Raw genomic sequence first — 18,044 nt, 5'->3', positions numbered from 1 at the left:
GTTCGAATCCGCTGGGTTAAATCTCAAGCTGAGACAAAGCTGCCCATTGGCGCCTGCGGCCCGAATTCGCTGACAGCGTCCACACGGTGGGGGCCCTCACACCTGCACAATTGGCTCCTTTGCGAACAGCATGCCGAGTTCCGGTGCGTTCACCCGGCGGTCCACCAGGCGGAGGGCCTCCCAGACGGTGACCTGGTTGGCGGTCAGGACCGGTTTGCGCAGGTCCTTCTCCAGGGCGGGGATATGGGCGGCCGTGTGCAGCGCCGTGTCCGGGAGCAGTACCGCCTCCGCGTCCTCCGTGTCCGCCGCCCTCGCCAGGGTGAACACCTCCTCCTCGCCCCACGTGCCGACCTCCGCCGCCGTGATGATCCCCGAGCCACGGACGGCGACCACCTCCAGCCCCGCCGCCCCCAGGAAGTCCACGAACAGCGCCGCAACGTCGTCCGGGTAGGTCGCGCCGACCGCCACCCGCCGTACCCCGATCTCCCGCACCGCGTGCACGAAGGCGAACGACGTCGACGACGCCGGCATGCCCGCGGCGCGGGCGAGGGAGCGCACCTGCTCGTGGGCGCCCTCCCAGCCGTAGACGAAGCTGCCGCTCGTGCAGGCCCACACCACCGCCTCCGCGCCCGACAGCCGCAGCGCCTCGACGCCCGCCGCGAGCCGCTCCGCGGACCCCATCCGCCGCAGGGCGTCCTCCCGGTGCGCGTCCTCGCCGATGTCGGTGTGCACCAGGTCCACCCGGATGTCGCTGGCGAGCAGTTGCTCGATGCGGGGGTAGTCGTCCTCGGCGGAGTGGCCCGGGTAGAGGAATCCGAGTGCGGTCATGTCCAACCTTCCTGCTGCTGCTCTGGCTCCGGGGCATCCGGCATGTTCGATCCGTCCGATGCGTCCGACACATTCGACACAGTCGATATGTCCGGTACATCCGGCACGTCCAGTACATCGGGCATTGCGCGACCGGGGCGTGCCGCCGGATTGATCAGCGCCTGATACGGCCCCACCGCCCGCGTACCCAGCCGGCGCAGCGCGGCCCACATCGTCACCTGGTTGGCCGAGAGCACGGGGACGCGCAGCTCCGCCTCCAGCTGAGGGATCACGTCGTACGTCGGGAGGTTGGTGCAGCTGATGAAGAGGGCGTCGGCGACGAGCCCCGGAGTGCCCGACCCGTCGCCTTCCACGGCCTGGCGCGCCATCTCGACCACATCGCGGTACGGCACCTGCCAGATGCGCCGCGTCAGCCCCATGAACGCGCACCCCGTCACCGTGATGCCCGCGCCCGCCATGTACTCCTCCAGCGCCCGTGTCACCGACACGGTGTACGGCGTCACCAGTGCCACCCGCCGTACGCCCAGCTCGGTCAGCGCCTCCAGCAGTGCCCCGGACGTCGTCAGCGCCGGTATCGCGCCCGCCCGGGTCATCGCCGCGCACATCGCCCGTTCGCCCGCGATGCCGCCGACGAAGCTGCCCGAGGTGCAGGCGTAGGCGACGACCTCGGGCGCGATGGCGTTCAGGGTGCGGACGCCGTCGGTCAGGGTCTCGTGCTCGCTGACCAGGCGGGCCAGGTCGAGGCTCACCTCGACCGGGACGTACGGCGTCCGCGTGAGATGCAGGGACACCTCGTCCGGCACCCACCGCCACAGCTCACGGTCGAGCGCGAAGTCGAAAGGGGCGACGACGCCGACTCCGCGTTGCGGGCGGGGTCCGCCGAGAAAAGTGACATCCATGGTGGCACCGGCCTCATGACGAGCGAGGGACGGGATGACGACGAACCGTATGCGGGTGTCTGTTGACGACGGTAGGTTCCGGTGCGAGCGTGGTCAATCCGCGCATCTCAGACGGCCAGCGCCCTACGATCGCCCCGTAAGACCCCCTCCAGAGAAGCGGACGCAGATTGCAAGACGGTTTCCCTGCCATGTCCGACACCACCCTGCTTGTCCTGGATGCCGAACCGCCCCCGCGACTGGGCCGGCTCACCGGGCGCGTGCGGATCGCGCACGCCGACGAGTCCACCCTCGCCGAGCGCCTCCCGCACGCCGATGTGCTCCTCGTCTGGGACTTCACCTCGCACGCCGTACGGCACGCCTGGCCCGGCGAGGGCCCGCGTCCGCGCTGGGTGCACACGGCGAGCGCCGGCGTGGACCATCTGATGTGCCCGGAGCTCGCCGCGTCCGACACCGTGGTCACCAACGCGCGCGGGATCTTCGACCAGCCGATCGCCGAGTACGTCGCCGCCCTCGTCCTCGCGATGGCGAAGGACCTGCCGCGGACCTGGGAGCTCCAGCAGGAGCGGACCTGGCGGCACCGCGAGTCGCAGCGCGTCGGCGGCACGCGCGCGTGCGTCGTCGGATCCGGCCCCATCGGCCGGGCGATCGCCCGAACCCTCAAGGCCCTCGACATCACCACCGCCCTGGTCGGACGGGTCCCGCACACCGGCATCCACGGCCCCGACGACCTGGACCGGCTGCTCGCCCGCGCCGACTGGGTGGTAGCGGCCGCGCCGCTGACGGAGCAGACGTACGGCATGTTCGACGCCCGCCGCTTCGGCGTCATGCAGCCCTCGGCCCGCTTCATCAATGTCGGGCGCGGGCAGCTCGTCGTGGAGGACGCGCTGGCCGAGGCGCTGTCGAAGCGTTGGATCGCGGGGGCGGCGCTCGACGTCTTCGAGCACGAGCCCCTCACCCCCGAGAGCCCGTTGTGGCAGCTTCCGGGCCTGATCGTGTCCCCGCACATGAGCGGCGACACGGTCGGCTGGCGGGAGGATCTCGGGGCGCAGTTCGTGGATCTGTTCGAGCGGTGGGAGGCGGGCAGGCCATTGCTGAACGTGGTCGACAAGCAGCGTGGGTACGTACCCGGGCGCTGAACTCCTCACGGACGTACGCCTGGAGGGCGCATGACGGATCTCACGGACCTGACCGCCGTACAACTCCTCGACGGCTATCGCACGGGCGAGTTCACTCCCGTCGACGCCACCCGTGCGGCCCTGGAGCGGGCCGAGCGGATCCAGCCGGAGGTGAACGCGTTCGTGCGGCTGCTGGCGGACGAGGCCCTGGCGCAGGCCCGCGAGTCGGCCGGGCGCTGGCGGCGCGGCGAGCCGTCCGGTCTCCTCGACGGCGTGCCGGTCACCGTGAAGGACATCCTGCTGCTGCGCGGCGCCCCGACTCTGCGCGGCTCCAAGGCCGTTTCCGCGCAGAGCCCCTGGGACGAGGACGCGCCCTCCGTGGCCCGTCTGCGCGAGCACGGCGCGGTCTTCCTCGGCAAGACCACGACGCCCGAGTTCGGCTGGAAGGGCGTCACCGACTGCCCCCTCACCGGCGTGACCCGCAACCCCCACGACCCGGCCCGTACCGCCGGCGGCTCCAGCGGCGGCGCCGCCGCGGCCGTGGCCCTCGGCGCCGGACCGCTCGCTCTCGGCACCGACGGCGGCGGCAGCGTCCGTATCCCGGCGGCGTTCTGCGGCATCTTCGCGCTGAAACCGACGTACGGCCGTGTCCCCCTCTATCCGGCCAGCGCCTTCGGCACCCTCGCCCACGTCGGCCCGATGACCCGGGACGCGGCGGACGCGGCCCTGCTCCTCGACGTGATCGGCGGTGGCGACTCCCGCGACTGGTCGGCACTCCCCGCCGCCCCCGGCTCCTACGCGGCCACCCTGACCGGCGGTGTGCACGGCCTGCGTGTCGCCTACTCACCGTCCCTCGGCGGCCAGGTGGCGGTGCGCCCGGCGGTCGCGGCGGCGGTACGGCGGGCGGTGGAGCGGCTGGCGGGGCTGGGCGCGTACGTCGAGGAGACCGACCCCGACTTCACCGAGCCGGTGGACGCCTTCCACACCCTGTGGTTCAGCGGGGCGGCCCGGGTGACCGAGCACTTCGGGCCGCACCAGCGGGAGATGATGGACCCCGGGCTGCGGGAGATCTGTGATCTGGGCGCCCGCTACTCCGCCCTCGACTACCTGGCCGCGGTCGACGTCCGCATGGAGCTGGGCCGCCGTATGGGCAGCTTCCACGACACCTACGACCTGCTCGTCACCCCGACCCTCCCGCTCACCGCCTTCGAGGCGGGCGCCGAGGTCCCGAAGGACTCGGGCCACCGGCGCTGGACGGGGTGGACGCCGTTCACGTACCCCTTCAACATGACCCAGCAGCCGGCGGCGACCGTTCCCGTCGGCACGGACGGGGACGGGCTGCCGGTGGGGCTGCAGATCGTGGCCGCCCGGCACCGGGACGACCTCGTGCTGCGGACGGCGCATGCGCTGTACGAGGCGGGGGTGGCCGGGGTCGAGCCGCCCCGGAGATGAGGGCCCCGCACACGGGACCCTTGAGGCCGCTCGGGTGATCTTCGCCTGTGACACGCACCGGCTCGTAATATTTCAGCCATCCAGAGCGAAGGATGGGCTTGTCCGTAGCCAAGGCGACGTGACACGCACGCGAATGAAGTGCTCCGAGTGCACGCGCTTGCGGTCTGATCCCTCGAATTTCGTGAAGGAAGGTTCTCTGGTGAGCCGTAGAACGATCCGTAGTTCACGCGTGAAAACCGCCACGGCGGTGTCGGTGGGCGCGCTTGCCGTAGCGCTCAATGTCGTCCCGTGTAGCACGGCCGTCGCCGACGCGATCCACAGGTCCGGCTCCGACAGCGCTGTGGCGCTGCCCGGCCCGAACGGCGCCGTGAGTGCCGACAAGGACAAGGACAAGGGCGAGCGCGGGCCGCAGGGTCCCCAGGGCGACCCGGGCCTCCGAGGCCCCCAGGGCCCCATCGGCGAGCAGGGCCCGATCGGCGAGCAGGGCCCGATCGGCGAGCAGGGCCCGCAGGGTGACCCGGGCGCGCAGGGTGCCCCGGGTAGCAGCACGTACGTCAGGTTCGCGACCGAGTCTCTGCCCGACTTTGATGTGACCGCCTTCTGCGACGCCGGCGATGTCGCCACCGGCGGCGGGTTCGACGCGTTCGCCCCCATCGTCGAGACCAGCAGGCCCGTCCCCGGCACTGATGGCGCCACACCCATTGGGTGGGAGGTCGCCCTCGCCCCCGACGGAGTTACCCTCCCGCCCACTCCCGAGTTCACCGCCTACGTGGTGTGCGCCGATGTGACCCCGTAACTCCCGCGCGAGCGGCGGTGCCGTACCGGCCGTCCGCTTCAACTGGGAATGAGCGACGGTGCCCCGAGGCTGCGGCCTCGCGGGCACCGTCCGCATTCCGCCCGCACCCACGGCCTCAGGGAATTCACGCCGAATGGACCGGCTGAGGAGTTTATGACATGCGTGCATTGAGTATTGAGGGGGCCTGGGTAGCGGAACCGAGGGTTTTCTCGGACCGCAGGGGAACCTTCCACGAATGGTTCAACGGTGGTGCATTCGCCGCAGCTGTACGTCATCCTTTCGGCGTGGCGCAGGCGAACTGTTCCGTGTCCGTGCGTGGCGCGCTCCGCGGAGTGCACTTCGCTGATGTGCCCCCGGGACAGGCGAAGTTCGTCACCTGTGTGCGCGGTGCGGTTCTCGACGTGATCGTGGACGTTCGGCTGGGGGCGCCCACCTTCGGGCAGTGGGACGCCGTGGAGCTCGGCGAACGTCATCCCAGAGCCGTGTATCTCGGTGAGGGACTCGGCCACGCCTTCATGGCACTGACCGACGACGCCACCGTGATGTACCTGTGCAGTACGCCGTACACCCCGGCTCGCGAGCGCGGCGTCCATCCACTCGACCCGGAGCTGGGCATCGACTGGCCGAAGGACATCGAGCCGCTGTTGTCCGAGAAGGACGCGCAGGCGCCCACACTCCGTGAAGCCGCGGAGAGCGGATCGCTGCCCGACTACGCGGAATGCCGGAACTGGTACGGCAGGCTGAGTGGTGTTCAGTCGGCCGAATCGGCCATCTCCGCTCGACGCTGAGCAGTGCTGAGCAGCGTCGGGAACGCCTCGGCCAGCGCCTCACGCCAGTCACGGATCGGAGCCAGACCGGCTTCGCACCAGCGCTGGTGCCCGAGCACGCTGTAGCCGGGGCGACGTGCGGGCCGCGGGAAGGCGGAGCTGGTGACGGGCCGGACCCGGGCCGGGTCGGTGCCCAGCAGCCGAAAGATCTCCCGGGCCAGTTCGTACCAGGTGGTACTGCCCGTGCTGGTGCCGTGATACACACCGGGGGCTGCCTCTCCGGCGAGCGCGGCGTCACCGAGCCGAACGAGCAGATCTGCCAGGTCGCCGGTCCATGTGGGCTGTCCCCGTTGGTCGTCGACCACGTCCAGGACGTCACGTGCATCGGCCAGCTGGACGATGGTGCTGACGAAATTGGCCCCGCCCGTCCCGTACAGCCAGGCTGTCCGCACGACGAAGCCGCTGTGCGGAAGGGACCTCAGCACGGCCTGCTCGCCCGCCAGCTTGGTGCGGCCGTAGGCCGTGCGTGGTCCCGTGGGGTGGTTCTCCGGGTAGGGGTGGTCGGCGTCTCCGGCGAACACGTAGTCGGTGGAGACATGGATGAGCCGGGCGCCTGTGACGGCGCAGGAGTCCGCAAGGTGGGCCGGGCCCAGAGCGTTGATCCGGAAGGCCTCGGCCTCATATGTTTCCGCCTCGTCGACGGCTGTCCAGGCCGCGCAGTTGATGACGACATCCGGGCGATGGGCGGCCATGGCGTTTCGTACGGATCCGGGGTCGGTGATGTCGAGACCGCCTCGGTCGAGGGCGACGGCATCCAGCCCGCGCAGCCGGGCCACGACCGCCTGTCCCAGCATCCCGCCGGCTCCGGTCACCATCCAGCGGGTCATCGCGCCGCCCGGCGCCCGAGCGGCTCCCACCAGGAGCGGTGGTCACGGTACCAGTCGATGGTCTCGACCAGACCTGCCGTGAAGTCCACGCGCGGTGCGTAGCCCAGGTCGGTCCGGATCTTGGTCCAGTCCACGGAGTAGCGGCGGTCGTGGCCCTTGCGGTCCTCGACGTACGTCACCCGGTCCCAGCCTGCACCGAAGGCGTCCAGGAGCAGCCCGGTGAGGTGGTGGTTGGTGAGTTCGGTGCCACCGCCGATGTTGTAGACCTCTCCTGGGCGACCGCCGGTGCGTACGAGTTCGATTCCCCGGACGTGGTCGTCGATGTGCAGCCAGTCGCGGACGTTCAGACCGTCGCCGTACAGGGGGACCGGCAGACCGTCCAGGAGATGGGTGATGAACAGCGGGATGACCTTCTCCGGGAACTGGTAGGGCCCGTAGTTGTTCGAGCAACGGGTGACCCGCACGTCCAGGCCGTGCGTGCGGTGACAGGCCAGAGCGAGCAGGTCGGCTCCCGCCTTGGACGCCGCATAGGGGGAGTTGGGGCACAGGGGATCGGTCTCCGGCCAGGAGCCTTCGTCGAGCGAGCCGTACACCTCGTCGGTGGAGATGTGGACGAAGGTGCGCAGTTGATGGCGCACGGCTGCGTCGAGCAGTGTCTGGGTGCCCAGGACGTTGGTGCGCACAAACGTGTCGGCGCTCTGGATGGAGCGGTCGACATGGGATTCTGCGGCGAAGTGCACCACCTGGTCGTGCTCGGAGACGAGTTTGCCGACGAGTTCCGGGTCGCAGATGTCACCCCGGACGAAGAAGAAACCGGGATGGCCGCGCACCGGGTCGAGGTTGGCCGGATTTCCGGCGTAGGTGAGCTGGTCCAGGACAGTGACCGCCGCACCGCCGGGGCCGTGCGGGCCGAGCAGTGTGCGGACGTAGTGCGAGCCGATGAAACCGGCGCCGCCGGTGACGAGGATGCGGGTGGAAGTGTGGGTCACGCGGAGATCTGCACCTTGCTGTGGTCGCCGAGTACGAATCGGTGGGCTGCGGGAACCGCCGGGGCGGGGACGACGTCGACGTTGCGGCCGATCAGTGAGGCCTCCACACGGCGTACGCCCTGAATGGCCGAGCCGCTGAGCACGATCGAGTACTCGATCTCACTGTCCAGCAGCCGGCAGCCGGCGGCGATGGAGGTGTACGGCCCGACATAGGAACGGGTCACCACGGTGTCCGCGCCGATGATCGCGGGACCCATGATCCGGGAGTCGGTCACCCGGGCCCCTTCCTCGATGCGGACCCGTCCGATGATCTCCGAGGCCTCGTCCACACTGCCCAGGACGGCCGGCTCGAGATCTTCGAGCACGGAGCGGTTCACCTCCAGCATGTCCGGGACGTTGCCCGTGTCCTTCCAGTAGCCGTCGATGACGGTGGAGCGGACCTCGTAACGCTCATCGATCAGCCACTGCAGGGCATGAGTGATCTCCAACTCACCGCGCGGGGAGGGCTTGATGGCCCGTACGGCCCTGTGGACCGCCGGAGTGAAGAGATAGACGCCGACCAGCGCCAGATCGGATCGCGGCTGTTCCGGCTTCTCCTCAAGGCGGCAGACCCGGCCGGTCGTATCGAGTTCGGCGACACCGAAGGCGCTCGGATCGGTGACCCGGGTGAGCAGGATCCCGGCGTCCGGCCGGGTCCGCCGGAAGCCGTCGACCAGGCTGGTGATACCGCCCAGGATGAAATTGTCCCCGAGGTACATCACGAAGTCCTCGTCCTGGAGAAAATCCCGGGAGACGAGAACCGCATGCGCGAGCCCGAGGGGAGCTTCCTGGCGGATGTAGGTGACGTCGAGGCCGAACGCGTCGCCGTCCCCGACGGCCGACTGGATTTCCTCGGCCGAGGCCCCGACGACGATGCCCACCTCCCTGATCCCTGCCGCGGCGATGGACTCAAGGCCATAGAAGAGCACCGGCTTGTTGGCCACCGGGACGAGCTGCTTGGCGGAGGTGTGGGTGATGGGCCGCAGCCGGGTCCCGAAACCTCCGGCGAGTACGAGAGCTTTCAACACGGGGTTGACTCCGCATCCATCATCAGGCGTGGCGGACAAGATGCCTACAGGCCCTAGACCAGCAGCGGTCCGCCGCACCGCTCGGCGCCGTCCTTCATCGCGATGAGATTGGCTACCACGTAGGAGATGTTTTTCTTGGAGTGCCACTCGGTCGGGAAGTAGGTGACCAGCCGCGACGACTGGAAGCGGGCATCGAGGTCGGGCACGAACGCGCGGTACTGGTTGTCCGTGTAGTACCAGAACGAGTTCTCGTTGTAGTAGGCGACCTGAGTCGGGTTCTGGTACGCGCCGCGGCCGTCGGAGCTGGGCGTCAGGGTGAGGAGTATGCCGCCGGGCGCGAGCAGCCGGTACAGCTCGTTGATCAGCGGCACCTTCGCCGGCACCTGGCCGAGGAATTCCACGGCCCGGATCAGGCCGACGGAGCTGTCGGGCAGGTCGAGCTTCCCGGGCAGGGGCGCGACCATGTCGACGCCCTTCCCCGCATGCTGGTCCACGCCCAGGTAGCCGGGCAGCTTCCGGTTGGCCGCACCGAAGTCCAGCGCGAGCAGTCCGCGCCGCATGGTCCAGGCGAGGGCGTTGGCCTCGATGTACTTGTCGTACAGGGCGACCGTCTCACGCTGGATGCGCTTGTTGATCTCCGGGTCGCGCTGGGTGTTCCCGGTGTGCATCCGCTGCAGGTACAGGCACCGGGGGATGTGGTGGAAATCGCCGACATGGAACAGGCGGCACATCAGGTCCTGGTCGTCCAGGACCGTACGGGCGGCGTCGTATCCGCCGGCCTTCACGTAGCTCTCCTTGCGGAACGCCCGCACGTGGTTGGGCGCGTACCAGATGTAGGAGACGTTGTGCGGTGTCGGAGCCATGGACATGACTTGCAGCAGCTTGCGTCCGTCGACGCGCACCTCTTCGTACTGCCAGCCGTGCGTCTCGTTGAAACGGCTGTCGTCCCGCTTCCCGTCTTCGGTGATCTGCGCGGTGTTGCTGTAGACGAGAACGGCCTCAGGGCGTTGGTCGAACGCCTTGCCGAGTTCCGCCAGGCACGCCTTCGCCAGCAGATCGTCGTGGTCGAGTTCCACGAGGATCTCGCCGCGCGCGAGTTCACAGGCCCTGCGCTTCGCTGCTCCGACGCCGTGCACGTCGTCCGCGATCTCCACACGGACCCGCTCGTCGGGTCGTTGCGGCTCCCACCGGGCGCCGCTGTTGAGCAGGACGATCCACTCCCAGTCCGGACAGGTCTGCGCCTGCAGGGCCGTCAGGCACTCATCGAGAAAACGGGGCTGGTGGCTGGGGGTGAAGACGGAGAACCTCGGTGTCGCGGTCGACGTCATCTGGTGTCTCCTGTTCGGCTCGATGTCGGTGGGGGGCTCACGGAATCCCGGAACGGTTGTGGCACGTGCGAAAGGAGCGCGGGTTCTGCCGCGACGGCTCGACGGAATGCGTCCTCGGCCTCGTCGTCGCGTTCCTGCTTCGCGAGGAAGAGCCCGAGTTGCATATGGATCGCGGTCGCCTCGGGGTCGGCGGCAACGGCACGTCTCAGGAGTTCCACGGCCCGGTCGGGTTTGCTCGACTCCAGTAGCATCGCCTCGCTGTAAAGAGCCGAGACGAATGACGGATCGATCTTCAGAGCTCTGTCGTAGGCTGCACGGGCATCGGCCGTGTTGCCGTCCTGTTGCGCGATGACCCCCAGGTTGTACCAGGCGAACTTGTTGTGCGGGTCCAGTTCCAGCACGCGCCGGTAAGTATGGGCAGCGCCACGGGAGTCCTGTTGCTGTTGCTGTTGAAGGGCGGTCCGCAGAAGCGCGTTCGTCTCCTGGGCCTTCTGGTGCACCGACGCGGCCTTGGATTCCGGGGGCGCATGCGTCTCGGACTGAAATGCCCAGACGGTCACCGCGATGGCAACCGCCGCCATTCCGGCGAGCCCTGCCCACAATCTCCTACGTTTCACTTTGTCACATCTCGTGGAATAGTGAGGGACGGATGGACGTGGCTGATCTCGGGCGGCTGACCCGGAAGACATCGAGGCAGTGCCCACGATGCTGGAGTGCGAACCACCGTTACGTCGGCTGACGTTATGAGGCCGCTCTCGTGGCGCCGCCATTCGGCAGGCACTTCGGGCGCAAAGATCACCCGAATGTACGCATCGCCGGGTGGTGAACTGGCAGCCCGGTCAGGCGGTCATCGCTGCTGACGAATCGAGGCCAAGTGTGCATCTGCTGTCCGGCCGGCCTCGGTGGTGCAGGATCACCCACGGCGCAGCAGCACGAAGCCGTCGTGCTTCGCCACCAGGTCGTACCCATTACGGCGGTCCTGCGCCAAGTACCGCTGTTCCGCTTCAGCGCTCAGCGGCTGGCCCGACCACCCTCGCGCGCTGTCCGGCACCCAGGTGTCCACCATGATCCACTGCGGGTTGGGGCGGCTGTCGTACGAGCCGTAGAGGCTGACACTCGCTCGGTTGGTGAGCTGGGGTACCAAGTGGTCGGACGCCTGGACCGTGGCATCATCGGGGATCTTGTCCATCAGGCGATGGGCGACCGCGACGCGAGGGTCGGTCCGCCAGGTGTCCGGCTGGACCAGCTGGAACAAGGCAAAGCTCGGAAGGATCACGGCAGTGATCGCGGCAGAGCCCGCGAGGTGGCGGCGGAGGCTGCGCTTGCTCGTCCCGCGTCGTACCAGGGCGTCGATGAAGGCTGCGAAGACGATCGGCATCAGGACGAGCGAGTAGTGGAAGCTGGTCCCCCAGTGCAGGCTGTTGCTCGACACGAAGCGCCACACCAGAGTTGGCAGGGCGACCCACAGCAGGGGAGACCGCATCGCCAGGAACAAGGTGGGAGCCAGCACGAGTACAAGGGTCGACACCTTGGTCTGGGGGGTGATGAGACCGATCGTGCCCCGATGCAGCAGATCCAGCATACTGCCCGCACTGTCTCCGGAAGGGTTCTCGACCAGGAACCAATAGGCGAAGGCGCCGCTGGGGTTGAAGGCCGGCAGGATCACGAACAGCGCCAGCGTCGTCCCGGCGAGACCGGCTGCGGCCGTGAACAACCCGAGCCTGCGGCCGCCTCGCCGGGCGATGACGAGACCGATGACGAGAACCGTGAGCCCGAGGTCTTCCTTCACGAGCAACAGGGGCAGAGCCCAGCACGCTGCTGCGGTCATCCGGTCATTCCCGAGGGCGGTGAGCGAGAATGCCAGGAACGGAACGGCGAATGCCACTTCGTGGAAGTCGTAGCCGACCCCGCTCGCGATTCCCCAGGAAATTCCGTAACAAGCCCCAATTACCGCGCCGGCCGGGTCACCCAGGGTCCGGCGCGCCCAGAGTGTCAGAGGAACGACGCTCACGGCGAGAAGTGCGGCCTGCGCGACGAGGAGCGTTTCCGCGCCCCGCCACACCCAGTAGAACGGCGCCACGAGCGCCAGGACGGGAGAGAAATGATCCCCCAGGACGGGAAAGTCTTGCCCCTTCACTTCGGAGACCGGCAATCGTCCTTCCGCGTACGAGCGGACGACCTGTTCGAAGATGCCCAGGTCATAACTGCTCGTGAGCATCCGTTGGTGGAGACGCAGCGAAACCGCCGCGTAGATCACGAACAGCGCTCCCGCCATGGCCCAGACCCACCATGTGCCGCCGAAGCGACCCTTGTGTGGTGCTTCGGCCACCGCCTCTTTCGTGACAATCGTATGTTGCGTCGGGACCGTTGCGTCTTTTGTGCGCGGTGCTTGCATCGAGAGCCCTTCAGGAATCCGAGCTGGCGGGCATCAAGATGCCAGCGGTACGTGGTATCCGACCTCGGCCGAACTCCCGTGTGGCCAGAATCCACCGAATGGCCGCATGCCCGCGGACTGATCACCTACGTGTCCGTGAGGGTAAGCATTCAGAAGGTATGCGGCTGACCGGTGACGGGCTGTGAGATCGGCTGCCCGGGTTGCCTGTTCGATCGGGGCAGCCAGAGGTTGCCGGTGAAGGCGGACGGCGGCATCGAGGAGCTAGCCGAGTTGCGGCCAAGACGCCTCTCCAGCTTCCGCCGCTGCGCCGTCAGACGCTCGTTGGCCGCCGCCGGCTCCTCATTCCGCCGCTGGACCAGCCGATCAACGCGAGAAGATCCTCACGCGACGCATACTCCAGCCCCGACGGCACAACCGCGGGTCCTGCCGCACCCGCCCCGCACCTGTCACCTCGTCAGCAGCAGAACATGCGATCAACCTACTGAACACCGACCCGTGAGGTGACGGCCGTGCACTGTCGCCGGCCGCCGAGTGTTGTCCACCGCACCTGCCCGTGGCGCAGCAGCGAAGGAATAACCGGAGACCGTCTCCTGTTCGTCCCGGAAGGGACGACGCGTCGCAGTACACAGGAGGCACCCACCGTGGCAGCAGACGAGATCCGAGGTACAGCACCCGGTACCGCACCCGTCCCTCTGTCCGTACTCGACCTCGTCACGGTCGGTACCGGCAGCACCGCCACCGACGCCCTGCGCACCAGCGTCGAGCTGTCCCGCCTCGCCGAGTCCCGCGGCTTCCACCGCCACTGGGTGGCCGAACACCACTCCATGCCCGGTGTGGCCTCGTCCTCCCCAGCTGTGATCCTGGCCCACCTCGCCGCCCACACCACCCGCATCCGCCTCGGCTCGGGCGGAGTCATGCTCCCCAACCACGCACCCCTGGTCATCGCGGAGCAGTTCGGCACCCTCGAAGCCATGGCTCCCGGCCGCATCGACCTGGGGCTGGGCCGGGCCCCGGGCACGGACGGAGCCACCGCCGCCGCCCTGCGCCGTACCGAGCGGCTCCACGAGGGCGCCGACGACTTCCCCGAGCAACTCGCGGAGCTGACCCGCTTCCTGGACGACGACTTCCCCGACGGCCACCCCTACCGCCGTGTCCACGCGGTCCCGGGCCCCGTTCAGGCCACCTCACCGGGCGGCGTCCAGTCGACGCACCGCCCCCCGGTCTGGCTGCTCGGCTCCTCCGGCTTCAGCGCCCGTCTGGCCGGCGCCCTCGGCCTGCCCTTCGCCTTCGCCCACCACTTCTCGGCGCAGAACACGATCCCGGCGCTCGACCTCTACCGGGAGTCGTTCCGGCCCTCGGAGGTCCTCGACGCCCCGTACGCCCTCATCGGCGTCTCCGCCCTCGCGACGGACGACGAGAAGGAGGCCCGCCGGCAGGTGCTGGCCACCGGCCTCAACATGGTCCGTCTGCGCACGGGCCGGCCCGGCCTGTTCCCCACCCCGGAGGAGGCGGAGGCGTACGCGTTCAGCTCGATGGAGCGGGAGTTCATCGACTCCTGGGGCGCGAACATCGTCCACGGCACGGCGGACGAGGTCCGCGCCGGCCTCGACGACCTCCACAAGCGGACGGGGGCCGACGAGTTGATGCTCACGACCCACGCCCACCGCCCGGAGCTGCGCGTCCGCTCGTACGAACTGATCGCGGACGCCTACGGTTTGCCGACGATCTGAGCGAACCCCGAGTCCTCCTCCGCCTCCAGCAGGTCGGAGATACGATCCGGCGGCACCGGACGCGAGTACAGCCACCCCTGCCCCGTGTCGCACCCGATGCGCCGCAGCCGGGACGCCTGGGCCGTCGTCTCCACGCACTCGGCGGTGACCGTGAGGCCGAGCCGGTGGGCGAGTTGGATGAGGGCCTCGACGATGACCTCGTCGGCGGGGTTGGGGGAGGCGGGGACGTCGCCGCGGTTCTCGTACTCGAAGCCGCGGACGAAGGCGCCGTCCAGCTTGAGCACCGACACCGGCAGCCGGCTGAGGTAGGCGAGGTTCGAGTACCCGGTGCCGAAGTCGTCGATGGCGATCCGGACGCCCATGTCGCGCAGGGCCTGGAGGGCTTGGAGGGGGCGCCCCGCCGAGCCCATCACCGCGGACTCGGTGAGCTCCAACTGCAGCAGATGCGGGGCGAGTCCGGTCTCCGCGAGGATCTCCGCCACGTCCGCGACGAGGTCGGAGTCCCACACCTGGCGGACGGCCACGTTCACGCTGACGAAGATCGGTGCCCGGTCGGGGTGGTCGGTCTGCCAGCGCCGGGCCTGCCGGCAGGCGGTGGCGAGAATCCACCGGCCGAGCTGGACGATCGATCCGTCCTCCTCGGCCAATCCGATGAACCGATTCGGCGCCAGTGTGCCGAACTGCGGATGGTTCCAGCGCACCAGCGCCTCGACCCCGCGCAGCTCCCCGTCGTCCATCCCCACCAACGGCTGGTACTCCAGGACGAATTCACCCTGCTCGACGGCCGGCCGCAGCGTGGAGGACAGCGCCTGCCGGGTCATCCGGTGGGCGTTGCGCTCGGGATCGAAGAACGTCCAGCGTGCCTTTCCGTCGGCCTTGGCCCAGTACAGCGTCGTGTCGGCGGCCTGCATCAGCCCGGTCGCGGTGGTGCTCGCCGCGTGCCGCTCGACGACGCCGATCGAGGCGGAGACGGACAGCCGTTGACCGGCGAGGTCGAAGGGTTCCTGGAGGGAGGTGAGCACGGAGTCGGCGAGGTCGGCGAGTTGCTCGGTGCCGGTGGAGTTCTCCACGAGGAGCGCGAACTCGTCCCCGCCCAGTCTGGCCACCAGCGGCACGCTCGTTCTGGCGTAACCCGCCTCCTCGGCACACCGGCCCAGCCGCTCGGCGACGGCCGCGAGCAGCCGGTCCCCGGTCCGGTGCCCGAGCGTGTCGTTGACCGCCTTGAACCCGTCGAGGTCCAGATAGCAGACGCCGATACGGCCCGTCCCGCTCTCCTCGTACGCCTCCGCCTCCAGCGCGGCCGCGAGGCGCTCGAAGAACAGCGTGCGGTTGGGCAGCCGGGTCACCGGATCGTGCATCTGCAAGTGCCGCAGCCGGGCCTGGAGTTCGCGTCGGGCGCTGATGTCGGTGACGGAGAGCAGTACGCCGGGCTCGTCCACCAGCGGGGTCACGATCACCTGGACCCAGAGCGAGCGCCCGTCGGGGCGCCTGAGGCGGCGCGTGCAGCGCAGCTTGGCCTGCCGGCCGCGCAGCACCTCGCGATACGCGTGCCAGGTACGGGAGTCCGACCCGAGCTCGACCAGATCGGCGGCCGCCCGCCCGACCAGCCCGCTCGAATCACCCGAATCATCCGGACTACTCAAACTGCCTGAATTTGCCCCGATCAGCGACCCCATCGCCGAGTTGGCGGCCACGACCAGCCCGTCGCGGTCGACGACGGCCATCGCGAGCGGCGCCGCGGCGAAGGCGGCGGGGAACGTGTGGGGCGTATCGGACGCCAGGGTCATCAGGGGTAGAGGGGGCAGAGGGGGTGCGACAGACCCGGGTGGTGTGGAGGGCGCAGAGGTCGTGGAGAGGGGTGTGAGGGCACGAGGTGATGTGTCAACGTCACTCTCCGTGATAATCGGCCCGATGAAGTCTGTCGCGGGCGGCGGCCCTTCGGACGTTCCGTTCACCGTTCGCTCCCGCAGTGCACTCGTTACTTCGTACGGATCTCGTGATGTCTCGTCGGAGCGGCATCCGGGTGCGGACGGCCGCTCAAGCCGTGTCCGTGCAGGAAAGTGTGCCGATCATAGAGGCTGGCCTCAGGGCCTTCCAGCTACTCTCCAGTGTCCCCGAATGTCCAACGTTTCTGACAGATCGTTTCTGCCCCTCCCTGGACGGCTTGCTTCCGGGCCCCGACCAGTTGTGACGTTCCGTGAGTGCTCGGGGTGTCGGGTCCTGGGCACTTCCTGGGCACTCTCACTCTTCCGGCGGAGGCAAACGAGGCGAAGCACTACAAACCAACACAGTCTGGATGCGGTGTCCCCGAAGCTCGCATCCGGAGGTCGATGTGCCGCGCCCGCTCGCCTGGAAGAGCCCCTGCACAGGGCCTTCGAAGGGGTCCCGGAGGGGGTCCTGGAAGGCGCCCCGGAAAGGTCCCTGGGAAGGGCATACCCCTGACAGCGCCCCCCGACTGCGCAGCACAGCGGCCCTGCTCACCTCGCTGACCGCCCTCGCCGCCACCTCCCTCATCGCGGCCCCCTCCACCGCCGTCCCCCTCTCGGCGGCATGCACGCTGCAACGCACCGACGCCCACCACTCGGAGGGCCTCGACACCTGGAACACCGCCTATCCGCGCCCCGACCGCTCCCTCGACGCGGTCCTGGTCTTCCTCTCCTTCCCGGACTCCACCCCGCTGACCACACCGGACGAGTTGACGGCCGATCACTTCCCGGCCACCAGCCGCTTCTTCGAACATGCCTCGTACGGCAAGTTCGCGCTACGCCCCCACCCCGGTCGGCAGTGGCTCGAAATGCCCCAGTCGTCGACGGCGTACGCCATAAGGCGCGACTGGAACCCGGCGCACCGGGCCGCCTACCTCAGGGACGCGCTCGCGACGGCGGACCCGCACGTCGACTTCTCGCGCTACGACATCGTGTACTTCATCGCCGACCCGGACGCGCCCGGTGTCGACTCCGACGCGACGAAGGTGGTGAACCTCGACACCCCGCTGAAGGCCGACGGCACGGGCATCCGCCGGGTCGTCACCGTCTTCGAGAACCACCCGCCGGACCGCCTCGTCCTCGCCCACGAGACCGGCCACGTCTTCGACCTGCCCGACCTCTACCACCGCCCGGTCGACGGCAAGGGCGACTGGGACACGTACGTCGGCGACTGGGACCTCATGGGCAGCCAGTTCGGCCTGGCCCCGGACCTGTTCGGCTGGCACAAGTGGAAGCTGGGGTGGCTGGAGCAGCGGCAGGTGGCGTGTGTGCGGGGGCCGGGGACGACCCGGCTGACGCTGGAGGGGCTGGGGGTGGGGCCGACCGCCGGGGCCGCGGGGGCGCCCGGGAGCCATGCCACCGAGGTCCCGGACCCGGCTTCCTTCGGCTCCGGCCGCGGTACGAAACTGGCGGTCGTCCGCACCGGCCCGGACAGTGCCCTCGTCTTCGAGGCACGGGACGCGGTCGGCAACGACGGCTCCCTCTGCGCGCGGGGCGTCCTCGTCTACCGCGTCCGCAGCGCCACCGAGTCCGGCGCCGGCCCCATCGAGGTCCTCGACGCCCACCCCCGCACCGAGGCCTGCTGGAGCGACTCCGTCTACCCGCCGCTCGCGGACGCGCCGGTCGGCGTGGGGGAGAGCTTCACGGTGCCCGGCGAGAACGTACGGGTGCAGGTGGACGGGCGTACGGGGTCGGGGGCGTGGACGGTGAGGATCACGACGGGCGGATAGATGTCATGGACGCGGATAGATGGCGCGGACAGGTGTCATGGACAGGGTCGTGGACGTCGAAGAGGCCCCTCGCTGC

Annotated in this window: 15 protein-coding genes; 6 read left to right on the top strand and 9 right to left on the bottom strand. The window is 69.2% G+C overall.

Going from position 1 to position 18,044, the window contains the following annotated elements:
- Positions 1-96 precede the first annotated feature (96 nt).
- Both ACWD3C_RS23665 and ACWD3C_RS23660 read right to left on the bottom strand, forming a co-directional pair.
- The gene (locus ACWD3C_RS23665; protein ID WP_451146976.1) at positions 97-828 is read right to left on the bottom strand and encodes a maleate cis-trans isomerase family protein; all 732 of its coding nucleotides are present in this window, start codon (positions 826-828) and stop codon (positions 97-99) included.
- Entirely contained in the window at positions 825-1,727 is a 903-nt protein-coding gene (locus ACWD3C_RS23660; RefSeq protein ID WP_451146974.1) for a maleate cis-trans isomerase family protein, read from the bottom strand. Before ACWD3C_RS23660 ends, ACWD3C_RS23665 begins: the two co-directional genes overlap by 4 nt.
- A 188-nt stretch (positions 1,728-1,915) precedes the next feature.
- Between ACWD3C_RS23660 and ACWD3C_RS23655 the strand changes: the two genes are divergently transcribed.
- The 4 genes from ACWD3C_RS23655 to rfbC all read left to right on the top strand — a co-directional run bounded on the left by ACWD3C_RS23655 (position 1,916) and on the right by rfbC (position 5,878).
- Positions 1,916-2,863, top strand: coding sequence for a D-2-hydroxyacid dehydrogenase (locus ACWD3C_RS23655; RefSeq protein WP_451146972.1), 948 nt, complete (start codon positions 1,916-1,918; stop codon positions 2,861-2,863).
- A 30-nt stretch (positions 2,864-2,893) separates the two neighbouring features.
- Positions 2,894-4,294, top strand: a complete 1,401-nt coding sequence (locus ACWD3C_RS23650) for an amidase (RefSeq protein WP_451146970.1) — start codon at positions 2,894-2,896, stop codon at positions 4,292-4,294.
- A gap of 199 nt (positions 4,295-4,493) precedes the next feature.
- Positions 4,494-5,090 carry a hypothetical protein gene (locus ACWD3C_RS23645; protein WP_451146968.1) on the top strand — a complete coding sequence of 199 codons (597 nt, stop codon included), beginning with the start codon at positions 4,494-4,496 and terminating at the stop codon, positions 5,088-5,090.
- Positions 5,091-5,248: 158 nt separating this feature from the next.
- A complete protein-coding gene (rfbC, locus tag ACWD3C_RS23640) occupies positions 5,249-5,878 on the top strand; it encodes a dTDP-4-dehydrorhamnose 3,5-epimerase (protein ID WP_451146966.1) in 630 nt (209 codons plus the stop codon).
- Here the strand turns inward: rfbC and rfbD are convergent.
- The 6 genes from rfbD to ACWD3C_RS23610 all read right to left on the bottom strand — a co-directional run bounded on the left by rfbD (position 5,842) and on the right by ACWD3C_RS23610 (position 12,403).
- Positions 5,842-6,732, bottom strand: a complete 891-nt coding sequence (gene rfbD, locus ACWD3C_RS23635; RefSeq protein WP_451146964.1) for a dTDP-4-dehydrorhamnose reductase — start codon at positions 6,730-6,732, stop codon at positions 5,842-5,844. The genes rfbC and rfbD overlap by 37 nt on opposite strands.
- A gap of 8 nt (positions 6,733-6,740) precedes the next feature.
- Complete coding sequence (rfbB, locus tag ACWD3C_RS23630) at positions 6,741-7,733, bottom strand: dTDP-glucose 4,6-dehydratase (protein WP_451146962.1); 993 nt, start codon at positions 7,731-7,733, stop codon at positions 6,741-6,743.
- Positions 7,730-8,797 carry a glucose-1-phosphate thymidylyltransferase gene (locus tag ACWD3C_RS23625; RefSeq protein WP_451147086.1) on the bottom strand — a complete coding sequence of 356 codons (1,068 nt, stop codon included), beginning with the start codon at positions 8,795-8,797 and terminating at the stop codon, positions 7,730-7,732. Before ACWD3C_RS23625 ends, rfbB begins: the two co-directional genes overlap by 4 nt.
- A gap of 56 nt (positions 8,798-8,853) precedes the next feature.
- Positions 8,854-10,128 carry a glycosyltransferase gene (locus ACWD3C_RS23620; RefSeq protein ID WP_451146960.1) on the bottom strand — a complete coding sequence of 425 codons (1,275 nt, stop codon included), beginning with the start codon at positions 10,126-10,128 and terminating at the stop codon, positions 8,854-8,856.
- The gene (locus tag ACWD3C_RS23615) at positions 10,125-10,745 is read right to left on the bottom strand and encodes a tetratricopeptide repeat protein (protein ID WP_451146958.1); all 621 of its coding nucleotides are present in this window, start codon (positions 10,743-10,745) and stop codon (positions 10,125-10,127) included. Before ACWD3C_RS23615 ends, ACWD3C_RS23620 begins: the two co-directional genes overlap by 4 nt.
- A 296-nt stretch (positions 10,746-11,041) precedes the next feature.
- Positions 11,042-12,403 carry a DUF2079 domain-containing protein gene (locus tag ACWD3C_RS23610; RefSeq protein WP_451146956.1) on the bottom strand — a complete coding sequence of 454 codons (1,362 nt, stop codon included), beginning with the start codon at positions 12,401-12,403 and terminating at the stop codon, positions 11,042-11,044.
- 761 nt (positions 12,404-13,164) lie between these two features.
- Here ACWD3C_RS23610 and ACWD3C_RS23605 point away from each other — a divergent pair.
- On the top strand, positions 13,165-14,253 hold the full coding sequence (locus ACWD3C_RS23605; RefSeq protein WP_451146954.1) for an LLM class flavin-dependent oxidoreductase: 1,089 nt from the start codon (positions 13,165-13,167) through the stop codon (positions 14,251-14,253).
- On the opposite strand, the gene ACWD3C_RS23600 is transcribed toward ACWD3C_RS23605, so the two are convergent.
- Entirely contained in the window at positions 14,232-16,040 is a 1,809-nt protein-coding gene (locus tag ACWD3C_RS23600; RefSeq protein ID WP_451146952.1) for a putative bifunctional diguanylate cyclase/phosphodiesterase, read from the bottom strand. The two genes, ACWD3C_RS23605 and ACWD3C_RS23600, sit on opposite strands and share 22 nt — an antisense overlap.
- A 509-nt stretch (positions 16,041-16,549) precedes the next feature.
- Here ACWD3C_RS23600 and ACWD3C_RS23595 point away from each other — a divergent pair.
- Positions 16,550-17,968: a M6 family metalloprotease domain-containing protein gene (locus tag ACWD3C_RS23595; RefSeq protein ID WP_451146950.1), complete on the top strand. Its 1,419-nt coding sequence runs from the start codon at positions 16,550-16,552 to the stop codon at positions 17,966-17,968.
- Positions 17,969-18,044: the final 76 nt, after the last annotated feature.

Source organism: Streptomyces sp. NPDC002845 (assembly GCF_053591955.1).
The sequence above is the reverse complement of the archived record's forward strand: the minus strand, read 5'-3'. Positions and strand labels throughout refer to the sequence as shown.

Coding starts and splice junctions, on each gene's coding strand:
- ACWD3C_RS23665 (WP_451146976.1), bottom strand. CDS start 828: ATGACCGCACTCGGATTCCTCTACCCGGGCCACTCCGCCGAGGACGAC.
- ACWD3C_RS23660 (WP_451146974.1), bottom strand. CDS start 1,727: ATGGATGTCACTTTTCTCGGCGGACCCCGCCCGCAACGCGGAGTCGGC.
- ACWD3C_RS23655 (WP_451146972.1), top strand. CDS start 1,916: ATGTCCGACACCACCCTGCTTGTCCTGGATGCCGAACCGCCCCCGCGA.
- ACWD3C_RS23650 (WP_451146970.1), top strand. CDS start 2,894: ATGACGGATCTCACGGACCTGACCGCCGTACAACTCCTCGACGGCTAT.
- rfbC (WP_451146966.1), top strand. CDS start 5,249: ATGCGTGCATTGAGTATTGAGGGGGCCTGGGTAGCGGAACCGAGGGTT.
- rfbD (WP_451146964.1), bottom strand. CDS start 6,732: ATGGTGACCGGAGCCGGCGGGATGCTGGGACAGGCGGTCGTGGCCCGG.
- ACWD3C_RS23620 (WP_451146960.1), bottom strand. CDS start 10,128: ATGACGTCGACCGCGACACCGAGGTTCTCCGTCTTCACCCCCAGCCAC.
- ACWD3C_RS23610 (WP_451146956.1), bottom strand. CDS start 12,403: ATGGCGGGAGCGCTGTTCGTGATCTACGCGGCGGTTTCGCTGCGTCTC.
- ACWD3C_RS23600 (WP_451146952.1), bottom strand. CDS start 16,040: ATGACCCTGGCGTCCGATACGCCCCACACGTTCCCCGCCGCCTTCGCC.
- ACWD3C_RS23595 (WP_451146950.1), top strand. CDS start 16,550: ATGCGGTGTCCCCGAAGCTCGCATCCGGAGGTCGATGTGCCGCGCCCG.